The organism is Methanosarcina sp. Kolksee (assembly GCF_000969945.1).
GTDB lineage: Archaea > Halobacteriota > Methanosarcinia > Methanosarcinales > Methanosarcinaceae > Methanosarcina > Methanosarcina vacuolata.
In genome coordinates this window covers 279,351-300,820 of sequence record NZ_CP009524.1, presented here as the reverse complement: position 1 = coordinate 300,820, position 21,470 = coordinate 279,351, and the positions used below count along the sequence as shown (strand labels likewise).

Here is a 21,470-nt window from a genome sequence, read left to right as displayed (position 1 = left end):
TAATTTAGTATCGGTTTATAGCCCATTATTCATAAGGTTGCCTTAGATTTAAGCTTCGAATGTAATGCCTCTGAACCTAAAACTGTTACTTTCAGGATAAAACATTCATGAGCAAACGTCGAGCCATTTTTAAGGCTTTTTAAAGCGTTTCAAAGTTAGTTTTGCTGCCCTGGACTGTTACTCGGCGTTTGTTTTTTTCTTCATAAGCAGCACATATTCTGTGAAGCTCTTTGTTTTAAGGATACATAGAAAAGTCTGGAGTAAGCTTATTTTTCAGGTATTAGGACATAACTAATTTCAGCCACGTTGATTATATATAAGTTTAATAATATTTTATTAATACTAAGACTAAAACTAAATGTGAAGATGAAAAAATGAACAACATAAAAGACTGTGAAGTTAGGTGTACAAAGTGTAGAAGATGGTTCAGCTCACAGCTTTTTCAGTTTGAAGATGAAGAGTCATTTCTGCACTCTGTAATGTACAAAAATACAGAGCTGTGCCCTTACTGCAACACAGTAGTTACCCATGACAAAGAAATCATGAGATTCGTAGAAAAAGATAGCAATGGTAAAGTCATTAAGGAAACCAGATATGTATATGATTTTTAAGTTCTGTAGAAACCCTTTGATAAGATTTCCAGTTAACTTCTGAAGAATTTATTTTGTTTAGTTTAGACTGAATTGCCTGATAGATTTTACTCATTTATCGTTTTTCGGTGTTATCTGAATTACCTGATAGATTTTACTCATTTATCGTTTTTCGGTGTTATCTGAATACAGCTTGGTATTTAGTCCGCTGTCTTTTGAGTCCAGACTGAGTGTGAAACGCTTGCTTATGCAATTTTTCAATTAACTTTTTATCTTCTCACCTTTGTGCGGAGAACTTTTAAACCAATGCAATTATCGAGCCTACCCCATGACTCAAAAATGCTTTTCAGAACATAGAATTAAACACATGTATTTATTTTAGTTGGTATATAAGACAATTCGGTAAGTTTATTATATTTGGATACATAGATTAAAGTATGACTTACTTGCCTCCTGATTATGGGTCTATCAGTCATATTCCTCTGGACATAGCCTTTAGGGATGCTATTTTTATCGGGATCTTTTGTGTCGTTTTGTTATTAACTCTGTTCCTCACTGTGCGTCATAGTGTTCGGATAGCAAAGAGTAGTTAAATATTCTCACATACCCATTTTTTCTTTATTCTCCCTTTGGAGGGCTTAAATTAGCTTGGCTTTGGTTTCCTTTCCCGATATTTGTTTATCAATTTTTTGAGTATTTTTCCTGCTTTTCCTGCATTTCCTGTTTTTCCTTCATTTCCTTCTTTTCTTTCATTTCCTGCTTTTCCTGCTTTTCCTGTTTTTTATCCTTTGAAACCTAACTTCCGCTTTTTTAGGCGCATATGTGCTTTTCTGTATCTCTGCGGGGTCATATGATTGCGATTTAGAAATTTTTACCTTGTATATAATGTGCTTAAGTTTAAGCACATGTATCGATATCAAGCGAGATTTATGTGCTTAAAAATGCGGAACTAAGGTTGAAACTAATCCTTTGAATTAGCTGGTTATAAAAGAATTTCTTTTTTCTCTCAGGATATTTGGTTCTTTTAGCTTCATTAGCTTCAAATAGATAATAAATTCTAATATATTAAAAAACAAAATTAAATCAGAGGAATCGGGGAAAATATGGAGACTGAAGAGAAGAGAGTGGACACCAGGATTTCTAAAACTCAGGTAAATGTATCTATATCTCATGGTAATGAACACGGCTCTGGAAGGTACATGCACGGTAATTCCCGTAGGTCTCACGAAAAAAGTGGGAATAAGCCTGCCGGAAATATGGCGCACCAGGACCATGTCGAAGCACAAACGATGCATACTGAAGAGAAATCACTGGAGCAAGAGCAACGTGAAGAAATGAAGCTTGGAAAAACTGAGCTGCATGAAGAAATGAAACATGAAGAGATGAAACATGAAGAGATGAAACATGAAGAGATGAAACATGAAGAGATGAAACATGAAGAGATGAAACATGAAGAGATGAAACACGGGGGAATGGAACACGAAGGAATGGAACATAAAGAAATGAAAAATGAAGAAACGAAAAATGAAAGAATGAAACATGAAGAGATGAAACATGAAGAAACGAAAAATGAAGGAATGGAACACGAAGGAATGAAACATGAAGAAATGGAACATAAAGGCCATGAGGCTGCGGGTGGAAAAGGACACGGCAACCATCATACTCACATGCTTGAAGATTTTAAAAGTAGATTTATTGTTTCTTTCGTGTTAACGTTTCCTATTTTGCTGCTCTCTCCTATGATCCAGGACTTTTTTAACTTTGAGCTTCGTGTTCCAGGTGCTGATTATCTAACTTTTTTGCTTTCTTCGGTCGTTTATCTCTACGGTGGGTATCCTTTCCTGAAGGGAATTAAAGAAGAACTTTCTGAAAAATCGCCTGGCATGATGACACTTATAGCTGTTGCAATCAGCGTAGCCTATTTTTACAGTTCGGCTGTAGTTTTCGGGCTTTACGGTAAGGTCTTTTTCTGGGAGCTTGCGACTCTTATCGATATAATGCTGCTCGGACACTGGCTGGAGATGCGTTCGGTTATGGGGGCTTCAAGGGCTCTTGAGGAGCTGGTAAAGATCATGCCTTCAGTTGCTCACTTGAAGAAAAATGGAGAAGTTGTTGATGTTGGGGTTGACCAGCTAAAAATAGGGGATAAAGTTTTGATCAAGCCCGGGGAAAAAGTGCCTGTGGACGGCACGGTTGTAGAGGGGACAAGCAGTGTCAACGAGTCTATGCTTACCGGAGAATCAAAGCCTGTCACGAAAAAGCCGGGAAATGACGTTATTGGCGGCTCAATTAATGGAGAAGCGGCTTTTATTGTTAGTGTAGAAAAGACCGGAAAGGATACCTATCTCAACCAGGTTGTCGAACTTGTCAGGGCTGCTCAGGAAAGCAAATCAAAAACCCAGGACCTGGCAAACCGGGCGGCCATGTATCTTACAATCACAGCTCTGACGGTAGGAGCTATCACTTTTATTCTCTGGATTCTTCTCGGTCAACAGCTTGTCTTTGCACTGGAAAGGGCAGTGACTGTAATGGTTATTACCTGTCCGCATGCCCTTGGGCTTGCAATACCTCTCGTAGTCGCAGTTTCGACGTCCATTGCTGCAAAATCCGGGCTTCTCATCCGGGACAGGCAGGCATTTGAAAGAGCTCGGAACCTTCAGGCTATTATTTTTGACAAAACCGGTACACTAACCGAAGGTCGGTTTGGTGTTACGGATGTAGTTTCTCTTTCAGGCGAAGGAAATGGAACCGGAAAGGATGGGAGGGATGATGAAAAAATCTTAAGCCTTGTAGCCTCCCTGGAAGCCAGTTCTGAACACCCCATTGCAGCAGGAATTCTGGAAAGTGCAAGGGAAAAAGGTTTGCAGACTCAATCCGTGGAAGAATTCAGTTCAATTCCTGGAAAAGGTGTACAGGGCCTGATTGGAGGAAAAAAGTTCCTTGTTGTGAGTCCTGGATATCTTGAAGAAAACGGAATTGCTCTCAAAAATGATAAAGTTGAAGAAATCGAATCACAGGGAAAAACTGTCGTGTTCTTGCTTGAGGAAAACAGGGCACTTGGAGCCGTTGCACTTGCCGACATTATCAGGAAAGAGTCCAGGGAAGCTATCTCGAAACTTAAAAGCATGGAAATTAAATGCCTCATGCTTACAGGAGATAATCGTTATGTGGCAGCCTGGGTATCTAAGGAACTGGAGCTTGACGACTATTTCGCAGAAGTCCTCCCTCATGAGAAAGCCGAGAAGGTCAGGGAAGTTCAGGCGGAATACATCACAGGAATGGTCGGAGATGGGGTTAATGACGCACCTGCCCTGGCTCAGGCTGATGTCGGGATAGCTATTGGAGCAGGGACGGATGTTGCAATCGAAACCGCTGATATAGTTCTGGTAAAAAACGATCCGAGAGATGTAGTTGACATAATCAGGCTTTCCAGAAAAACGTATTCCAAGATGTATCAGAATCTCCTCTGGGCAACATGGTATAACATTTTTGCCATTCCTCTCGCAGCCGGGATACTCTATGGATATGGAATCTTACTGAGCCCTGCTATAGGTGCTGTTTTCATGAGCCTTAGCACTGTAATCGTAGCAATAAACGCTAAAACTTTAAAAATGGGTTGATTTTATGCTGGGAATCGTATACAGTAGATAATACCTCTGAGTCTTTAGCTTCGCCATTAGGAGGAAGGATGACTCCGGAAGCTGCCGGGTATTTAGCTTAGCGGTAGTTCACTTCCCTGCTCATATCCCTGTAGTATTCGAAAAACTCTTGTCCCCATTTTATTGCCTGTGGTTCGAAATTTATCACATACTGGCGGTCAAACCTGCCGTTTTCGCTAAACAATCCCATAGTCATTATCCCGTTAGAGACAGCAATTAGCGCGGGGATTTCAACTTCTTTTTTTTCCAGAATGTAAAGGCTTGATTTTTCCATTTTGAGAAATTCTTTTCCCTCTTCTTTGAAATCCTCTACAAACCTTAAGTATACAGCTTCACTCAAAACAAGGGAAATTTCAATGCCTTTTCTTGCAAGGTTGAGAATAAGAGCTGGAAGTTGAGGATGGAAATACGAATAAAACATGTGGATATAGGTTGAGTTAGAAAGGTTTTTTATAAATTCCGGGTTCAGATCAAAAGTATGACTTAGATCCGGTTCTATGAGACGATAGCTTCCAAGTTCGTTAATCCTGTTTACAAGATGGGGTGGAATAGGAGCAAGCTTTCTATTGGCCCAGAATTCTTCGTCCTTCTCAAACACTGACAGGGTCTCAATCAGGGGTTGCATTTTTTCGACGACAATTTCCCCTATTGCACTAAGCCGGTATATGCCTTCTTCATGTATTACCAGACCCTCTTCTTTTAACTTCTTTATCTGCGGAAGAAGAGCCGTCCTCGGCACCTGAAGCCTCTCAAGTATCTCTTCGATATCCTTAGGTCCTTCTTTCAGGAACAGAAGAAAATCTTTTCTTTTCTCTGAAAACAGGATAAGATCAAGCAAGCCGGGATTCATTTTAAAGTCTCCGTCCTGAACTTATGAAAAAAAGTTTTGTTCGCCGGTTCTGTTTTTAGGGTTCGCTTTTTATCCTTTATGAGTCCCAGACTGCTAATAAAGGTGTCGAAATTATTTGGAAACTTCGTCCTGTTTCTTACCAAATTGGGAAAATAGCCATAATTTAAAGAGTTTACGGATAAAGATTTTCTTAAAAGCCTTATTTTAGTTTTATCTACTTAATGTGAGTCCAGAATAAGTTGATAAGTCCCGTTAAGTAAAAAGAATAATCGAAGAATCCTGAACAAACTCAACTTATTGCTCGCTTAATTTATTGCTTGCTAACTTATTGCTTGCTAACTTATTGCTTGCTAACTTATTGCTCGCTTAACTTATTGCTCTCGCTTAACTTATTGCTTGCTTAACTTATTGCTCTCGCTTAACTTATTGCTTGCTTAACTTATTGCTTGCTTAACTTAACTTATTGCCAGTATTAATTTGAAACTTAAATTACTGAAAGTATTAATCTGAAACTTAAATTACTGATAGTCTTAAACTCGAAAAAATAATTCATTTTCACTATAAATCCAGAGGTTCACCTGACTGCTTTTCGGGTTGCTAGGAAACGTTGATATAGAAGATAATGAGAAAAGGGAGAAGCCTGGATGAATGGTAAATGACTCCAGGTAAGTGACAAGTAGCTTCGAGTAAGTGGCAAACAGTTTTCAGAAGTAAATAATCTTTTCATTTATTGATTGTATAATTTTTCGTAAAAAATATAATAATGTGTAAATTATAATAGGGTATAAATTATAATAATATGAGTGTTTCATATTTGATAAAATTAGTTTTACAATTAATGTGAGGAAGGTCAATGGAGAAAGAAAAGTTATACAGGTTAAAAGCCGAAGCAAATCAGCTTTCCCCTATTCTTAATATAGGAAAGAATGGGGTAACGGACACTCTGATTGAGGAACTGAACAAGCAGATAAAAGCTAACAGACTTGTGAAAGTAAGAGTACTGAAAAGCGCTGAAGAAGGAAAAGACTTAAAGGCTATCGCGGAGGAAATTGCTGCTGCTACGAGATCCACTGTGATAGAGGTACGTGGAAGGACCGTGGTTCTGTACAGGTGAGAATTCTATAAAGGTGAGAATTCTATACAGGAAGAATTCTATACAGGAAGAATTCTATACAGGTAAAAATTCTAGACAGGGAAGAGTTAAAACGCAGGAATTTATCCTTTTCCGAACTCCGATTTTTGGTGAGCCTTCGAACACAAAGCTACCTTTTGTTTAAATGAGAATAACTTCCTGCCTTTTAAATGAGGAATAAGGTTTTTCTGTAGTGTATCTGTAATAGGTTAAAGTCTATAAGTATGAAGTTGCTTTAATACAAACTCATTATATATTTCGTTATGTTGGTAAGTTATTTATGCTGCAAAAGCAACATCGAGTTGCAAATTATTCGCACACGATTCACGGTGTTTCATTATTTCAAATCAGCTCTCTATAATTTATATAAAAGTTAACAATGAATAAACTGAATTATTGTATAGAAATTCAAAATTCCATAGTAGCACTTTAAGTGCCTGGAAGTTTCTTAAAACGGTTGAGTTGGGGTATTTCCCCTTTTGTTATCAGATAGACCAGGGCAGAGCAAAACCCAACCCTCCGGAGAGATTGTTATGCTTGAAGATGAATATCAACTTGAATTTTTCAAAAATAACGGGTTCGTCCGGAAGCAGTGCCAGTCATGTGGCAAATTCTTCTGGACACGTGACCCTGACCGAAAGACATGTGGAGATGCGCCCTGTGATCCTTATACCTTTATAGGAAACCCGGTTTTTTCCAGGGAATTTGATATCTCCCAGATGCGTGAGTATTACCTCTCATTCTTTGAGGAGAGAGGGCACACAAGGATCAACCGTTATCCTGTAGTTGCTCGCTGGAGAGATGACCTTTATCTTACCATCGCATCCATTGCAGATTTTCAGCCTTTCGTAACCTCGGGGCAGGTTCCCCCACCTGCAAATCCCCTCACGATTTCCCAGCCCTGCATTCGATTGAACGACCTGGATTCAGTGGGCAGAAGCGGACGCCATCTTACAACTTTTGAAATGATGGCACATCACGCCTTCAATAAAAGGGACAACGAAATTTACTGGAAGGAACATACTCTGGAGCTATGTGATGAACTCTTTAATTCACTTAAGTTAGATCCCTTTGCTGTAAGTTACAAGGAAGAGCCATGGGCCGGCGGAGGAAATGCAGGGCCCTGTGTTGAGGTCCTTGTGAACGGGCTTGAGCTTGCTACCCTTGTTTTCATGGGTCTGAAAACCGACAAAAAGGGTGACATTCTCATCAAAGGTGAAACCTATTCGAAGATGGATAACTACATCGTGGATACAGGATACGGACTCGAACGTTTCGTCTGGGCTTCGAAGGGTTCCCCTACAATCTATGACGCACTTTTCCCTGGCATAGTAAACGAACTCATGGGGCTTGCAGGGCTTGAGCATGAACTGGACAACTCCGAATATGCAAATATCCTGGCCCAGAATGCTCGGCTTGCAGGGTTTATGGACGTAAGTGAACAGGCAAACCTTCTGGAACTCAGGAAAAAGGTTGCTTCAAGCATTGGAATGACCGTGGAAAAACTCTCGGATATCATGGAACCTGTAGAAAAGGTCTATGCAATTACTGACCATACACGTTGTCTGACTTTCATGCTTGGAGACGGGATTATTCCTTCGAATGTCAAGGCAGGATACCTTGCAAGGCTTGTCATCAGGCGGACTTTACGCATGATGGGTGACCTTGACATCCGGACCCCGCTTACTGAGATTATGGATATGCATATAAAGAATATGCCGGAGTATCCCGAGTTCAGAGAAAACTTCCCGGTCATACAGGACATCCTGGAATCCGAAGAAGAGAAGTTCCGCAATACAATGGAAAGAGGCCGCAGGATCATTCAGAAATCAGCATCTCATTTCAAGAAAACCGGGGAAAAGATTCCTTTATCTCAGTTAACTGAACTTTACGATTCTCACGGAATCCCACCCGAGATGGCAAAAGAAGTAGCCTCCGAAATCGGAGTGGACGTCGAATTCCCTGACAACTTCTATTCCATTATTGGTGAACTGCATAACAAGGCTGAGGAAAAGGAAGAAGAAGTAGTTCCGTTTGCAGACCGGCTTAAACACCTCCCGAAGACAAAGCGCAGTTTCTACGACGAGCCCACGCGCCTTGAATTCGAAGCTGTTGTACTGGATATCTTTGACAACAATATAGTGCTGGATAACACCTTTTTCTACGCCGAAGGCGGTGGACAGCCTGCAGATATGGGAACAATCGCTACCGGGTATGCGGTATACAAGGTTGTGGACGTCCAGGTCTACGACGGCGTAATAGTACATACAATAGAGAACCCTGAGGGGAATCTGGATATCCGTAAGGGTGACATTGTAAACGGTAAAGTGGATGAAAAGCGCAGGATGACCCTTGCCAGGCACCACACGGCAACCCATATCGTAAACGATGCAGCCAGGAAAGTACTTGGAAAACACATCTGGCAGGCCGGTGCCCAGAAGTTTGTGGACCACTCCAGGCTTGACCTTTCACATTACAAGCATATCTCCCCTGATGAACTGAAGCAGATAGAGCTCCTGGCAAACCGCACGGTTATGGAAAACAAGCGTGTTGTTACGGAGTGGACGCCAAGGACTGAAGCCGAGCAGGAATACGGCTTTGGGCTCTATCAGGGTGGAGTGCCTCCAGGAGAAAAAATCAGAGTTGTAAAGGTCGGGGACGATGTTGAAGCCTGTGCAGGTACGCACTGCGTCAGTACGGGAGTTGTCGGCCCGATCAAAATCCTGAGGGCAGAAAGGATCCAGGATGGAGTTGAAAGAGTTGAGTTTGCAGCAGGAGTTGCAGCCGTACGTGCCATGCAAAAGATAGATTCTCTCCTGGCAGATTCCGCAAAGACCCTGAGTGTGCCTCCAGAACAGCTTCCGGCAAGTGTTGAGCGTTTCTTTGGGGAATGGAAAGACCTCAAGAAAGAAAACGAAAAACTCAAGGAAGAAATTGCTCGCGCCAGGGTTTACAGGCTGCTGGGAGGAGCTTCCGAGGTTGGAGGTCTCAAGGTTATTGCCGAATTTATTCCCGAAGCCGATTCCCTTGAACTCCAGAAGACAGCTACTGAACTTCTGAAACATGAAGATGTGGTAACTCTTCTTGCAAGTGATGCCGAAGGAGTTAAACTCGTGGCATCTGCCGGACAAAAAGCCGTAAGTTGTGGGATCAATGCCGGCAGCCTTGTCCGCGAGATGTCGAAGCTTGTAAACGGAGGCGGAGGCGGGAAACCTGCTCTTGCTATGGGTGGTGGAACTGACCCTTCAAGAATTCAGGATGCGCTTGCCCGCGGGCTTGAACTCGTAAAAGAAGCCTGCAAATAAGTCTAAGTAAGCCTTCAAGAAGGAAGTATGGAAGTAAGCCTTCAAAAAGGAAGTATGTAAGGAAGTCTGAAAGAAGGAAGTATGTAAGGAAGTCTGAAAGAAGGAAGTATGTAAGGAAGTCTGAAAGAAGGAAGTATGTAACAAAAGTCTAAAGGTATCGGGTTTTAAATTCCCAACAATTTCTTCTTTTATCTTTTTCTCCCGTTTTACTTCTTCTTTCAATTATTTTTCAATTAATCGTTAAAGATAACTTCGCAAAGGATTGCAGTCCCGTCTTTTACAAAGAGGTGCACGGTTTTATTTCCGTCAAGACCTTTTTCAACCTCGTTTCGCACTTCCCAGTAATCTTCCGGCTTTACGCCTGCCCTGAGCACAACACTCCCGATATTCTGGCCTTTCAGGAATTTATTGATCTCTTTTGGTTCAAAGGGGCAGACTTTAAGTACGAGGTAATGATTTTTGATCATGGACTGCTTTATCAGGGCATCCGAGGTCAATAAAAGCCTTTTTTTGTCAACTCTGAAAAGCTCGAAACCCCCCATAAAAGGCCCTGCCATCTGCATCATTGATTCAACAAGCTCAGGCAGCAGTCCGGCTGCAACTACTGATGGTTCAGGCTCGTAGGCGTTAAGTTTCATTTTGTCAGTTTCCCTTACCTGCGGGAGACCATATTTTGGGACCAGCCCTTCGCCTGCAGGCAGAGCTACAGCCATTCTGTCATACTGCTTCAGCCCGCCGAAGTAAAGGGTCAGGCGATTGAGCTGCCCGTCAAGCGAGATGTATTCTTTTTCGCAGTCAAAAGGAATCCTTTCAGGCGGCATCTGGGGCGGAGCTTCAAAAGCAAAATTTCGGGTTTTTTCACCGTAAGCAGCCAGAACATTTGGAATTCCCGGCTCAAGGCTTGAGACATGCCTTTCGCTTTCTTCGGCCGGCCTGAAGGGGTCAGAAAATATTACGTCAACGGCCGGGATCTGCTCTATGACTTTCGGGTCAAGAGCATCCCCGCAAATGAATTTCACGTTGTCAAGCCCGTACATTGCGCAGTTCTGCTTTGCGTACTCGATTTTTTGGGGGTCGATTTCCACTGCATATACGAACTCGCACTGCTGGGCAAAAAAGACGGTTTGGCCTCCTATCCCGCAGCTTATGTCAGCCAGAACCTTTGATCTTAAACGCTGCGCCCTGTAGCGGGCAATTGGCTCAGGGGTTGCAAAGCGCAGGCTTTCCTTATCCCCATGCAGGGGCTTTTCAAATTGTTTTCTCCGTGCCACGTCGATCAGGATTAGTAGATAGTTTATGGGATTTAAAGGCAACTGAAATAGAGAGGTTTGGAAAATCCTTAGTTTAAATCTCTGGCCAGCATTTACGGTCAAACAGTTTTTTAAACGGGTTGCTTTTTTGAAATGAGTCGAGTTCAATATTTTTAGTTTTTTAACTGAAGTTGCTCCCGAATCTCATTCTATCAGGACTTATGCGGTTGAAATGAGAAATCAATAGCATTAAACCTTCAACTGTTTAAAAAATTAAACAAGTCACAAAGCCCAATGTGCTTGATTTTGTACCTCAAGTGCGTGAGTCCTATCTATAATCTGGTATTCCCAGGTAATTTCCATTGTTTGTTTAAACATCGCCGCAATGGGACAGGTATGCATCGTATTCTGAATCACCTCAGCGACTGTGTGATCATCCATGTCTCCGGAAAGAGTGATTATAAGATGCAGCTTCTCAAAGAAGCAATCGCAGAGTTTGCTCCTGGTACCATCGATCTTCATTGTAAAAGAGTCCAGTTTAAAGCCTTTCCTGGAAAAATCCATGACCATAATAATACCTACACAGCTACCAAGAGCCGTAACCAGATACTCTACCGGATTTGGGGTTTTACCGCTTCCACCCATAGAAACAGCCGGTTCTACGGGAATTTTGCATCCAGTTCCATTCTCTGCAACAAACTGCATTCCACCTTCATATAATATAGTTATAGGAGGATTGTTCTCGGGCATGCAAACACCTCATTCTATTCCTAAATTCCAATACTTGCTGAGATTATCTTTGCTTTATCGTTTCAAGCGGGAGATTTCGCTATGTAAATGACCGTCTTTGTAATACGTTATATCATCTCAAATCACTGAGAAGCAAATCGTTGGCATTATTACTTTACTTTTATTTCACTTCGGAAATAATCACGACGTAGTTTTCCCCGTATTTTTCGGCACAGGCCGGACAGGTGGTATACCACATATACCATTTCTTGATTTCCAGGCCCTGGCTTTTTGCGTATGCTTCAAAGTCCTGGCACCATTCTCCTGTTGTTTCAAAGTTTCCCTCATAGACTTTGCTCAAAAATTTCCCGCTCAGTGTTACGTTTTCGGCGCCGTCCACTTCTTTATCAACAGCCAGGTAAAGGTCCATGTTGCTTTCTGAGGTGTGGTCCGACAAACAGAGTTGGTCCGGCATTTCTGCTCCTGCCCTGGCAATTTTCTCGATCATCTGCACTATTACCTCTCCAAAATTCAGAGGCATGTAAAACTGCGTGGTAACCGAGTCCTTGATGAACCTTTTATTGTTCCATTCAAACAATTTTCCGTCCCAGGGGACTGGGTCAAAACGAGGACAACATTCAGGAGTTTCGAGGTTGGTGGTCATAATTTTTCACCCTGTTAAGTAATGACTTTGGGGGTTATTTTAGGTTTTGGTTTAAGTTTTTTGGGATTAGTTATGTACTCAGATCCCATCCCGAATTCAGAAGTCAATCTCGTGTTTCAATCCTTGTTTAGCATGAAAGTTCTTTCAAGTACTTTCATTTCTTTATGCCTGTGATTAGAAGATTTTTATGTGCGGTTTGGTCAACAAATAGTCAATCATTTAATAAAATTGATTTTTAATTAGTGATAATGATCTTGAAACTCAAAACATCCACTCAAAACCTGTGCATAGTTTGTTCTGTGATGACTTCATATGTCTCCCACCAACAAAATAATAGTATACTGTCACTGCAATGCGATTTGAGAGCCAAGAAAGCTGGTCAGAAAAAGGATATGGCTTACCCAAATGGATTGTGAACGTCAAGCCGAGAAAGCCGGAAGCGGAATAGTATCTCAAGTACATTACGTTTATAAATTTCATACTGTTTTCTTACACCTGCGGGACGCGGGAAAGGGCTTATATGACTGATTTCCATAAGGAAGCGGGATAGATGAGTACCTCGGAAATAACTGAAAAATTGGGACCGATTCAAGAAGCAAACATGCTTTAGCCGTTAGTAGTTCACGCTCAAACTACTCATCTCCGCGTCAATAAAACCACAGAAATTATTCGGAAACCACGGAATTCACCCCTCGACTCATTTTTTACTGTTTTAGTATCCCAAGCTCAGCACGTGATTCGGCTTCTGCTTTGAGCATATTTTTTATTATTGATTTATCAGAGTAAGGGAAAAACCGGCGGAAATCCTGGCAGTATTTTATTCTTTTCTGATGGAAAGAGGCATCTTCCAATGCTGCGTTCGCTAACTCCATTTCAAAGTCCTGACACCAATTAAAAATACATTGTGTTAGAACGGGAATGAATTTATCAGCATCGGTAACAGATTTTATATGAGAAGGAACAATACTTACTATTATATTCCACGCTTTTTCCCACTTTTCCATTCCATCTTTGTAATTCTGGTTTTCAATGTCGTCATAGCCATCTTGAATAAGATCATCAATCATTTCCATATTGTATTTTTCTGGGATTATCCGTTTCCATAATTCAATTATTGCTAGCCAGATGAAATCTTCATCCTTGCCTTGTGCCTGAAAATTCTGTGTGTAATAATGGTCTTCTGCCAACTGGATTGCAGAGATATAATTTTGAGCCTGTTCTTTGAAACGTTCTATTTCGAAATCGACATTCATTGATTTCAATTTTTCAATTATTTCCGAAGTGCTCATCTTTTTTAATTTATTAAAATTCCAGCTTTCTAGAATGAAATCTTTGAAGCTTATGTCCTTGAGATCAGAGTATTCTTCAAATTGTTTGCTAATTTGTTCCAATCCTTCGGGCTTTTCCTGTAACTTCTGTTCAAATCTCATAATGGCCAGCATACTAATGTCTGATTTTTCGGATTTTGGAGAGGCTTGAATGATAGGAGTTTGTTTTATAGGAGTTTGATTTCCAGTAACTACTTTGCTACGACCTAAACAACAATGTTTATATTTTTTTCCTGAACCACACGGACACGGATCATTTCTACCAATTTTCTTTGACATTTTGCTTATTTCCTTTGTTTTATGAGGATTAATTCAGAATCGACATTATTTCTTGTGTCTGATTGTTTTTCAATTCCCTAATATATTTAAATTCAGAAAAAAACCACGAGAAGCTTGATTTATTAACAGACAAATTATTAATATAGAATTTATAATAGAGAAATTATTAATATATAATATACAACAGATAAATAATTAATATCTATTAATGATATATGAATTATGACTTCATATTTCTTTAGTATGTATTAAGTTATATATTTAGGACTTATGCACTTGAGGAACAAAATCAATCACATCAAAGACTGTGGATTTAAATCATGTTTTAGACGGTTAATGGCCTGATACTATTGTTTTTTCAGTTCAACTGCGCAAGCCCTAATGTTTTTAGAGAAAGTTTCAAAAATATTAACACCCCTCCCCGAGAAGTCAGGACTCCCCATACATTAGTTGAATTCTGCAGATGTATTTTTACATTTAAAGTCTGGGTGTGAGAACCCTGTCGTTTTTGAATCTCAGAAAGCAACGTCTTTTGGGTTAAAGCGCTCGGGATCAAACCCTTTCCCTAACCAGGCCATTGTATGCTCGTATTCCTCATGTTCAGGGTCTTTCAAGATATCGAGCATCTCTTCATAACCCCATATTCCTCCGATATCCTCAGGGGCAGCTGCTCTTTTTCCTGCAGTGCAGACTGGATACTTCGCCCCTTGTTTTTTCGGAAGGATTTCCTCAAGCCGGACTTTTATCTTCCAGTTGTCCTCGAAATCATAGGTGTACAGAGCAACCTTATTTTCCGAAGAAAAGTATTTGGAAAGCTTGACCTTATTCTCCGGCACAAGGGGTTCACAGACAGTTTCACACTCGTCATCTGTTTTCCCTATTTTGTCAAGCTCCCCAGTTTTTGGGTTTTGCATTTCGAATTCATGCAAATGGTAATCTTCCCAGTTCATTGCAGTCTGGATAGCTTTATGAAGATCCAGAAAAGTATAAGATTCCGGTACCTGGATTCGCCGCCAGATCTTAGGGCTAATCCCTTTTATTGAAAGCTTTAATTGGTATATCTTTTTAAACGTGTCTTTCATATAGTTATTCCCCAGAATAAACGACCGTCAACGTTGGATGATTTCTGCTAACGTTCGTTAACTTCTGCTAATATTCATTAATTTCTGCCAATATTCATTAATTTCTGCCAATATTCATTAATTTTTGCTAATCTTAGATACTATTCAATATGGCCTCTAACATATAATAACGGCTATTAATTCCCAATAATATTCAGCAATGTCTTATCGTACCCTGTAATGTTTAAGAATATTCGATAGCATCTAAGAATAGTTTATAGCATCTAAGAGTACTCGCTAATGTTTAACAATATACTATGATGTTGATAATGTTTTCAAATACTGATAATATCCAGTACTATCCAATGTATCCAATGTATCCAATGTATCCAATGTATCTAATGTATCTAATGTATTCAATATATTCAATGCTCTTCAATAATTACCTTAAAGCGGACAAAACAGGTAACATGTGAATGAATTTCTTTCATGACTGAAAGTGGAAAAAAACCTTGATTGTCTCCAAACAGTCATCTATAGATCAATTTCTAAAAATTTCAAACCATCTTCCCGTATGTCTCATGAATAAAATGTTGAAAAAAGTCTATCTCTCGCATATTCCATGCATGCGAATCTTGTTTCAAAAAATGGAGCTTCCTTATTTCCAGCAAATTCCCAGATAATTTCAAACCTGCTGGATTTATGAATTTGAAATACAAAATCAAAAACATCAAACACTATGGATTAAAGCTACATTTCAAGCAGTTAACGGTTTAATACTATTGATTTTTCAGTTTCCTCATTTAGACGTTCCAATCCAAATGTACAAGCCTGAAACCGAAAAACCAACACTAAACGATTTATTTTTTGCTTGAACTGTATTGATATTGTTTTGTGATCATTCCGGGAGTTTGTTCACCAGCTTTTTCGGCTCAGAAAGAAACGTCTTTTGGATCGAAATATTCTGGGTCAAAATCTTCGCCCAGCCATTCCACTGTATCTTCATATTCCTCATGTTCGGGGTCTTTCAGAATTTCTAGCATATTTTCATAGCCCCATATTCCTCCAATGTCCTCAGGGACAGCTGCTCTTTTTCCTGCAGTACATACAGGATATTCCACTCCTTCTTTTCTCGGAAGGATTTTCTCAAGCCGGACTTTTACCTCCCAGTTGTCCCCGAAATCGTAGGTGTAAAGAGCACTCTTATTCTCCAGCGTAAAATATTTGGAGATTTTAGCCTTTTTTTCCGGCACAAGAGATTCGTCACTGAAAACTTCGTAATCGTTGACTTTTGTCCCGATTCTGTCAAGCATCCCGGTCTTTGGGTTTTGCATTTCAAATTCGTGCAAATGGTAATCTTCCCAATTCATTGCAGCCTGAATAGCATTATGAAGTTCCAGAAAAGTATAAGTTTCCGGTACCTGGATTCGCCGCCAGATCTGAGGAACTATTCCTTTCATTGAAATCTTAAACTGATATATATTTTTAAAATCATCTTTCATAAGTTATCCACCTGAATGAACGTCCTCTAATATTCTCCAGTACCTGTTAATAGATATTTATCTTCCGATAAAATCCAGTAAATTTCCAACAAAATTCGATAAAAAGCTGAAGAGTAAGCAGAGATTGCAGCGTCTTGTATTTGAAGGGTTTCAATCCTTGTTTTAGTGGATCTTGCTAACGAATTTCTTCAAATCAAACCAATACTGTTTTACACTGTCAAGTTTCAATCCTTGTTTTAGTGGATCTTGCTCACGAATATGATATATTTTCATCGGATGAATACCAGAAGAAAGGTTTCAATCCTTGTTTTAGTGGATCTTGCTCACGAATATATTATTTATGTTGTTGCCAACGGTGCAGAGATTTAGTTTCAATCCTTGTTTTAGTGGATCTTGCTCACGAATTTTTTTAAAAAGAGATTGTGCGGCAAATGTAAACAGGTTTCAATCCTTGTTTTAGTGGATCTTGCTCACGAATGTAGCCCACTATGGTACAACGATATTCAAACATTTGTCGTTTCAATCCTTGTTTTAGTGGATCTTGCTCACGAATTTCGTCGGCGGGTTCCAAATCAGGAAGCAAATTTCGTTTCAATCCTTGTTTTAGTGGATCTTGCTCACGAATTCTTCCTTTTCCATTTTTGCAAGACGCTGATTTCGTTTCAATCCTTGTTTTAGTGGATCTTGCTCACGAATAAGAGCACTTGAACCAATTAGAGATGGATATGATGTAAGTTTCAATCCTTGTTTTAGTGGATCTTGCTCACGAATAATTCACCGGCTCTCCTCTAGACAGGGCTACAGAAAGTTTCAATCCTTGTTTTAGTGGATCTTGCTCACGAATATCTACGTTACCAGAAGAAACAAGAGACCATTATCGTTTCAATCCTTGTTTTAGTGGATCTTGCTCACGAATTCTTTTTTGCAGGTAACAACTATGGCAGATATACAAGGGTTTCAATCCTTGTTTTAGTGGATCTTGCTCACGAATTTCAATATACTACAGTATCATATAAGTAACTTACTGGTTTCAATCCTTGTTTTAGTGGATCTTGCTCACGAATTTGTATTTGAGGGATTGTAATGATTGCCACTCAAGAGTTTCAATCCTTGTTTTAGTGGATCTTGCTCACGAATAAAGTGTTGATCAAGTCCAGCCCGATGGGTCTGTCAGTTTCAATCCTTGTTTTAGTGGATCTTGCTCACGAATACATACACAAAACTTATCCTAGTGTACATCAGAGTTAGTTTCAATCCTTGTTTTAGTGGATCTTGCTCACGAATAACAAAACATTTATCATCATGTTTATGAAGATACTCGTTTCAATCCTTGTTTTAGTGGATCTTGCTCACGAATTAGCGGTATACATAATTTTCAAAACCATTTTTTGTTTGTTTCAATCCTTGTTTTAGTGGATCTTGCTCACGAATTATTGGATACTGGAAGGAAGTAGACGAAAACGGAGACCCAAGTTTCAATCCTTGTTTTAGTGGATCTTGCTCACGAATGACTCTACTACTTGTTAGACTACGAAACAAAATCAAGTTTCAATCCTTGTTTTAGTGGATCTTGCTCACGAATATATGCCTTTCGCATCAACAACAGAAAGAAATGAAAGTTTCAATCCTTGTTTTAGTGGATCTTGCTCACGAATGGTCATGTTTCAATGAAAATTCGGGGATGTATCTCGAAGTGGTGTTTCAATCCTTGTTTTAGTGGATCTTGCTCACGAATTCTCAAAATGAAGAAACCCCTATCAGTTGGAGAGGTATGTTTCAATCCTTGTTTTAGTGGATCTTGCTCACGAATCTACTCTTGGAAAAGCCGGGATCAATACTCAACTTTGTTTCAATCCTTGTTTTAGTGGATCTTGCTCACGAATGATAATAGGAGTTATTATACATATTTTTCAAAAGGGTTTCAATCCTTGTTTTAGTGGATCTTGCTCACGAATACCATCGGGTCCTACTATGTGGGAATAGCGATTGAGTTTCAATCCTTGTTTTAGTGGATCTTGCTCACGAATAGGTTTAACACAGTACCCTTAAAGAGGTTGTTCATGAGTTTCAATCCTTGTTTTAGTGGATCTTGCTCACGAATTCCACATGCCGTATATGATGAATTTCCTGACTATATGTTTCAATCCTTGTTTTAGTGGATCTTGCTCACGAATATATTATTTATGTATATTACGTTGCGGACTATTTTTAGTTTCAATCCTTGTTTTAGTGGATCTTGCTCACGAATAGGCCAAAAGTAGTGTGATAGCGGTTCTCAACGTAAGTTTCAATCCTTGTTTTAGTGGATCTTGCTCACGAATTTTTTGATTACACAAACGGAACTATTCTTAATTTTAGTTTCAATCCTTGTTTTAGTGGATCTTGCTCACGAATAGGGCAAAAATTTCCGTTATTTGGCTAGAAAAGGCCTGAAATGAGCCCAATTTGGGGGCTAAAATTCTTGCTGGAAAATTATCAAACCCTTTATAAATACAAGAAAAACAGGTTTTCTAGCAGTTTGGAAACATTCTGGTATATGCCTTTCTTTCTATTTAACTTTTGTATATTAAGTCGTTTTAAATAGATTCAAAGACTGACCTAATCCAGCAATACTTTAGTTATTTTTTAAAAACACCAAATTTAAACTATTTTTTCATCCAGAACCCGAATTGATCCAAAACTAACAAACGAATTAAATATTATTTTGTATTATTTAATTTTATATAATTACTAATTTGTATTACATATATTTAGGAATGTATTTATAGCAAAACAGGTTTAGTCTAATTCATCTTAATTTTTATCAAAAAAGTATTACTATACAATTATGTTTTCTCAGAAACGTGTTATTTAACTGATTTGAGATTACTGAAAACACTACTGATAGGCGACAATATTGCAGTAATTTAATATAACTACGAGAAAGGAGGAATTTTAATCCAGAAAAATCAGCAATATCTCTTGATAGGTTTAATAGCCATAATTATTGTAGCGGCTATTGCTTTCATTCCGGGAAATGAGACCGACAATCCGGCTTCAGGGGTATCGGATGAAGCAGTATCCGGAGGTTCGAATGAGTTAGCTTCCGGAGATTCGAATGTATCAACTTCCCAGGGCTCGGACGAGCTGGTGGCAGCCATAGGGACACATGGCGGAGAACCGGAAACAGGTTTTAACCCGATTACAGGATGGGGTTATAGTCGTGAGCCGCTGGTTCAAAGTACTCTTTTTGAAAAGGACAGTAATGGGTCTCTGATCAATGATTTAGCGACAAATTACTCTGTTAGTGACGATGGGTTTACCTGGACTGTTAATATAAGAGATGACGTAAAATTCCATGATGGAGTGCCTTTAACGGCAAGGGACGTAGCATTCACATTTAACACTGCGGCAAATTCGAGTGGAGTCGATCTCTCAGTTTTGAAAAATGCTGTAGCCCTCGATAACTACACGGTTGAATTCACATTAAACGACCCGCAGACGACTTTCATTCACAAGCTTGCAGCTGTCGGGATTGTGCCTGAACATGCTTACAATGAGACTTACGGAGAACATCCAATCGGGTCTGGCCCATACCGATTCGTAGAATGGGATAAAGGCCAGCAGGCAATCTTTGAAGCAAACCCGGATTACTATGGCCAGAAACCGTACTTTAAAAAATTAACTTTACTCTTCATGCAGTCCGACACAGCTTTCGCAGCAGCTAAATCAGGACAGGTCGACGTAGCTGAAATTCCATCCTCATACGCTAATCAGAAAGTAGATGGAATGAAAATAGTGTCTCTTAGTTCCATTGATGCTCGTGGCATAACTTTCCCGATGCAGCCCGACACAGGAAAGAAAACAGAAAATGGCTATTCAATCGGAAATAATGTAACCTCCGATCCTGCGATAAGAAAAGCCCTGAATATCGGAATAAACAGACAGACCTTAATCGATGGCGCATTAAACGGGCAGGGTGAAGAGGAATTTACTGGAGTGGACAAACTGCCCTGGGGTAATAAGGAAGCTATATTCGAAGACGGAAAAGTAGACGAAGCAAAGAAAATATTAGCAGACGCCGGCTGGGAAGATACCGACAGTGATGGTATCCTTGAAAAGAATGGGACGAAAGCAGAATTTACATTATTATATTACTCAGGCGCCCAGGAAAGGCAAGCATTATCCGTTGCATTGAGCGAGGAAGCTAAAAAACTGGGAATAAACATTAAAGTCGAGGGTAAGAGCTGGGATGAGATTGACACTCTGGCGCATTCAACTCCAGTAATTTTCGGTTTCGGCACACTGGACCCGACTGACTTATACCTGAAATACTACAGCAAAAGCTATGACCCTGCAAACTACAACAATATAATACTGTACAACAATTCGGTCGTGGATAACTATCTAAGGACAGCCATAACCAGCACTGATGAGGATACTGCCAATAAAAACTGGCAACTGGCTGCCTGGGATGGAACAACAGGATTTTCAGAAAAAGGAGACGCTACCTGGCTCTGGATTGCAACTATCAATTACATGTACATTATGGATAAGGATATAGATTTCGGAACTCCCAAAATTCAGCCTCACGGTGCCGATATCTTTGGCAATATCCTTGAGTGGAAACGTACAGAAAATTAAACTGAAATCTGGATTTTCAAGGAACGTTCAGGGAAGTCTCTTAGAAAGATTGAGAACTATTCCTTAAAGTTCTTAGTAAAACTGGGGATGAAAAACTCCTCAGTGTGACTCTTTTTTGGCAAATTTGATTGAAATTTATATTTTGCCTTTGCTCTTTTTCAGGATCGCTAGAATCTATACTTTTTTTCAGTATTCAACGCGTCGACTATTTGAAAATTCAAGAAAACGCGCAAAAGTTTCTATTTAGTATTACTAAATTACTTAAAACTAAGAATTTGTAACACATATATTTCGGAATGTATTTATAGTAAATTGTTTTAATTGAGATATCATAACTTTACTAAAAAAAGTAACATATTATTATCAAGTTTCATCAAGAAAATAACATTTAATACAAAATTCCGGATCATCTGGTCAAGTTTAAAAATCGTTACTTGATAGTTCAATTTTTGCTTAAATGTTCAGGACTCTGGTAAAATAGAGGAGGTATTCAGATTC

At 39.5% G+C, this 21,470-nt stretch carries 12 protein-coding genes and 1 CRISPR repeat array; of the genes, 5 read left to right on the top strand and 7 right to left on the bottom strand.

Translation table 11 applies throughout. From position 1 onward, the window contains the following. The first annotated feature begins 374 nt into the window (after positions 1-374). Together MSKOL_RS01390 and MSKOL_RS01385 are read left to right on the top strand one after the other, a co-directional pair. Positions 375-611 (top strand): hypothetical protein, encoded by a 237-nt coding sequence (locus tag MSKOL_RS01390; protein ID WP_048117138.1) that lies wholly within the window; start codon positions 375-377, stop codon positions 609-611. 1,571 nt (positions 612-2,182) lie between these two features. Continuing rightward, entirely contained in the window at positions 2,183-4,210 is a 2,028-nt protein-coding gene (locus MSKOL_RS01385; RefSeq protein WP_231592593.1) for a heavy metal translocating P-type ATPase, read from the top strand. A 97-nt stretch (positions 4,211-4,307) separates the two neighbouring features. Here MSKOL_RS01385 and MSKOL_RS01380 read toward each other — a convergent pair whose 3' ends face one another. After that, positions 4,308-5,099, bottom strand: coding sequence for a winged helix-turn-helix domain-containing protein (locus MSKOL_RS01380; RefSeq protein ID WP_048153323.1), 792 nt, complete (start codon positions 5,097-5,099; stop codon positions 4,308-4,310). Positions 5,100-5,952: 853 nt separating this feature from the next. Between MSKOL_RS01380 and MSKOL_RS01375 the strand changes: the two genes are divergently transcribed. Next, positions 5,953-6,213: a YhbY family RNA-binding protein gene (locus MSKOL_RS01375; RefSeq protein ID WP_048117132.1), complete on the top strand. Its 261-nt coding sequence runs from the start codon at positions 5,953-5,955 to the stop codon at positions 6,211-6,213. 551 nt (positions 6,214-6,764) lie between these two features. Further along, positions 6,765-9,536, top strand: a complete 2,772-nt coding sequence (gene alaS / locus MSKOL_RS01370; RefSeq protein ID WP_048153322.1) for an alanine--tRNA ligase — start codon at positions 6,765-6,767, stop codon at positions 9,534-9,536. Between the two features lie 233 nt (positions 9,537-9,769). Here the strand turns inward: alaS and MSKOL_RS01365 are convergent, their stop codons facing one another. From MSKOL_RS01365 to MSKOL_RS01340, 6 genes are all read right to left on the bottom strand, one after another. Further along, positions 9,770-10,807: a class I SAM-dependent methyltransferase gene (locus tag MSKOL_RS01365; RefSeq protein WP_048158083.1), complete on the bottom strand. Its 1,038-nt coding sequence runs from the start codon at positions 10,805-10,807 to the stop codon at positions 9,770-9,772. A 261-nt stretch (positions 10,808-11,068) separates the two neighbouring features. Further along, positions 11,069-11,536, bottom strand: a complete 468-nt coding sequence (locus MSKOL_RS01360; protein ID WP_048153321.1) for an OsmC family protein — start codon at positions 11,534-11,536, stop codon at positions 11,069-11,071. Positions 11,537-11,696: 160 nt separating this feature from the next. After that, a complete protein-coding gene (locus MSKOL_RS01355; RefSeq protein ID WP_048153320.1) occupies positions 11,697-12,179 on the bottom strand; it encodes a hydrolase in 483 nt (160 codons plus the stop codon). A 704-nt stretch (positions 12,180-12,883) separates the two neighbouring features. Further along, positions 12,884-13,786, bottom strand: coding sequence for a YecA family protein (locus MSKOL_RS01350; RefSeq protein ID WP_082091004.1), 903 nt, complete (start codon positions 13,784-13,786; stop codon positions 12,884-12,886). Positions 13,787-14,301: 515 nt separating this feature from the next. Beyond that, positions 14,302-14,868: a plasmid pRiA4b ORF-3 family protein gene (locus MSKOL_RS01345; protein WP_048117097.1), complete on the bottom strand. Its 567-nt coding sequence runs from the start codon at positions 14,866-14,868 to the stop codon at positions 14,302-14,304. 911 nt (positions 14,869-15,779) lie between these two features. Continuing rightward, on the bottom strand, positions 15,780-16,349 hold the full coding sequence (locus tag MSKOL_RS01340; RefSeq protein ID WP_048153319.1) for a plasmid pRiA4b ORF-3 family protein: 570 nt from the start codon (positions 16,347-16,349) through the stop codon (positions 15,780-15,782). Positions 16,350-16,496: 147 nt separating this feature from the next. After that, positions 16,497-18,743: direct repeats of the CRISPR family, unit length 37 nt; unit sequence GTTTCAATCCTTGTTTTAGTGGATCTTGCTCACGAAT. A 567-nt stretch (positions 18,744-19,310) separates the two neighbouring features. Between MSKOL_RS01340 and MSKOL_RS01335 the strand changes: the two genes are divergently transcribed. Further along, the gene (locus tag MSKOL_RS01335; RefSeq protein ID WP_231592351.1) at positions 19,311-20,972 is read left to right on the top strand and encodes an ABC transporter substrate-binding protein; all 1,662 of its coding nucleotides are present in this window, start codon (positions 19,311-19,313) and stop codon (positions 20,970-20,972) included. Positions 20,973-21,470 lie beyond the last annotated feature (498 nt).